Annotated in this window: 1 protein-coding gene and 1 pseudogene; both read right to left on the bottom strand. The window is 56.5% G+C overall.

The window, feature by feature from the left end:
- Window positions 1-437: 437 nt before the first annotated feature.
- Entirely contained in the window at window positions 438-2,453 is a 2,016-nt protein-coding gene (gene ligA, locus JMF85_RS05545) for an NAD-dependent DNA ligase LigA (protein ID WP_141336807.1), read from the bottom strand.
- 39 nt (window positions 2,454-2,492) lie between these two features.
- Window positions 2,493-2,751 (bottom strand): annotated as a pseudogene (locus tag JMF85_RS05540) (ATP-dependent DNA helicase PcrA); the annotation flags it as partial.

Here is a 2,751-nt window from a genome sequence, read left to right as displayed (position 1 = left end):
TGAGATATTGCTATCTCATGTATAACATTTGTCTCATTTGTTCAGTTTTCAAAGAGCTTTCATCACGGCTGCACTTTTTGTCGTGACAAGAATATATCTTATCATTTTTCGACGAACTTTGCAACTGTTATTTTTTTACCGCCATCGCATTCGGCTTCGATTTCGATCTAACCCGTTTGCGGCGACAAGCAATAATGTATCACAAGTCATAGATAAATTGCAACTCCTTATTTTTATTACGTGTTTACTAATTGCCCGAACGCTTCGCTCCATCGCCAGACAGGAGTTGTTCCGTCGTCAGATATCCAAATCTCACCGCCCGATGAGAAAAGTTTCGGGGCCCCGCCTGCCCCAGGCCAATCAACAAACAAAAAAACGAGGAACCTCTTTGTCCGCTTGCACCGATACAAAGAAGTCTCCTCGTCTCCATGTCTTCCTCATTCGCCAAGCAGACGAATGAGCTCCTGCTCATCGTCAATGATCCGAATGCCGAGCTCTTGCGCTTTCGTCAGCTTGCTGCCGGCGCTTTCGCCCGCAATGACGATGTCCGTCTTCTTCGAGACGCTGCCGGTCACCTTCGCCCCCAGCTTCTCCAGCCTCTTCGCCGCATCGTCACGGCTCATCGTCGTAAGCGTGCCCGTGAGGACGACCGTTTTGCCGAAAAACGGATTGCTCTCGTCCACGGCTGCCGGCGCTTCTTCCGCAATCGGAGTGACACCTGCCGCCAGCATCCGCTCTATGCTGCGCCGCATAGCCGGGTCCTGGAAGAAGCGAACGATGCTGTCCGCCACGATTCCGCCGATATCCGGCAGCGTCATCAATTCCTCCGCCGTCGCCTCCATCAGCTTGTCCAGGCTGCGGTAATGGTCGGCCAGCTCTTTGGTAGTCGTTTTGCCGGTGTTCGGAATGCCCAGGGCGAACAGGAAGGACGCGAGGTCCGGTGTCTTGCTTTTCTCAAGCGCGGCCAGCAGATTCTCCGCCTTCTTCGTCCCGAAGCGGTCGAGCTTGACCAAGTCATCGAACTTCAAGTCATACAAGTCGGACGGGTCGCGCACGCTTAACTCGTCATACAACTGCTCCGCCGTCTTCTCGCTGAACGTTTCGATATCCATCGCATCGCGCGAAGCGAAATGCGTAATCCGGCCCACCAGCTGCGGACGGCAATCCAGCCGGTTCGGACAGAACAAGTGTGCGCCCCGCAGCTCAAGCGTATGTCCGCACGACGGACAGACTGAAGGAGCCGTAATCTCCTGACCGTCGGCGTCCTCCGTCACCTTGCCGAGAATCTCGGGAATGACGTCGTTCGAGCGACGGATGTAGATGAGACTGCCGAGTGCGTGGGTCAAGTTTTTGCGGGCGATATCATCCATGTTGTTCAACGTGCAGTTCTGCACCGTGACCCCGGCAATATCGACCGGCTCAACGCGCGCAAGCGGCGTCACTTTGCCGGTACGGCCCACGTTCCATTGCACCCCTAGCAGCGTTGTCACCGCTTCTTCGGCCTCGAATTTATAAGCGACCGCCCAGCGCGGGAACTTATCGGTATAGCCGAGCACTTCGCGCGTACGCATGTCATTGATTTTGACCACCAAGCCGTCAATTAGAAAATCAAACGTGTTCCGCATGGAAGCGATCCGCTGCAGTTCTTCCTCAACCGCTTCAATACTATCCAAAAACTCGACGAGCGGGCTGACCCTGAACTGATTCGCGCGCAAAAACTCGACCATCTCCCGATGATCCCGGAATTGAACGTTGTCCGAATACCCGACGTTATAAAAATAGGCGTTTAAACGGCGCTCCGCCGTTACTTTCGGATTCAGGTTGCGCAGCGCTCCGGCCGCCGCGTTCCGGGCGTTCTTGAGCGGTTCCGCGGCCGTCTCGTTATATTTCTCAAGCACCGACAGGTTCATTATGCCTTCGCCCTGCACCTCAAGAATCCCCTCGGTATAAGGAATGCGCAGAGGCACCGACTTAATTGTCTTCACTTGAGCCAGAATGCCTTCCCCCACTTGTCCGTTGCCGCGGGTCGCCGCCTGCACGAGTTCTCCTCCGTCGTAGGTTAAATTCAACGTTAGTCCGTCGAACTTCAACTCCACCACGAACGAAAGCGGAGGAAGGGGTTCATCCGGATGCTTCGCGTTATAGTCATTGACCAGCTTCTGAGCGCGCGTATGCCACGCCATCAGGTCCTCATGGTTCTGCGCCTTGTCCAGGCTCCACAACCGCGCCAAATGCTTGTGCGGCTCAAAGCCTTTCAGAAGCTCGCCCCCGATGCGTTGCGTCGGAGAATGCGGCAGCACGACGCCCGTCTCCGCCTCAAGCTCCATCAGCTTCGCATAAAGCGCGTCCCATTCCGCATCGCTGATAGTCGGCTCGTCAAGGGTATAGTAGTGGTAGTTATGTTTGGAGATCTCTTCGATAAGGGCCTGCATGGTCTCCAAAGCATCCGGCATCGGCAAAGCCATTGGGGTTCCGTCCTCTCATGGGTTAAATTACGCTTTCTCGATCGGCGCGAACTTGGCAAGCAGCCGCTTCACGCCGACCGGGGCCGGGAATGCGATCTGCAGCTCGGTATCGTCGCCCGAGCCCTTCATGGCCACGATCGTTCCCGTGCCCCACTTGCCGTGCTTGACTTTGTCGCCCATGGCGAAGTCAAGCACCTTGGCCGGCGCCGCGGCGGCCGGCGAAGAAGCTGCCGCGGACGCGCCACCCGCGCGGAAGCTGACGGGCGCGCCTGCGGGACGCGCGCCA

Origin of the sequence: Paenibacillus sp. EPM92 (assembly GCF_016586185.1) — a bacterium.
GTDB lineage: Bacteria > Bacillota > Bacilli > Paenibacillales > NBRC-103111 > Paenibacillus_G > Paenibacillus_G validus.
This window is presented reverse-complemented; position numbering and strand designations above follow the sequence as displayed.

What these genes read in the sequence shown, in the direction of transcription:
- ligA (WP_141336807.1), bottom strand. Translation starts at nt 2,453, where the DNA reads ATGCCGGATGCTTTGGAGACCATGCAGGCCCTTATCGAAGAGATCTCC.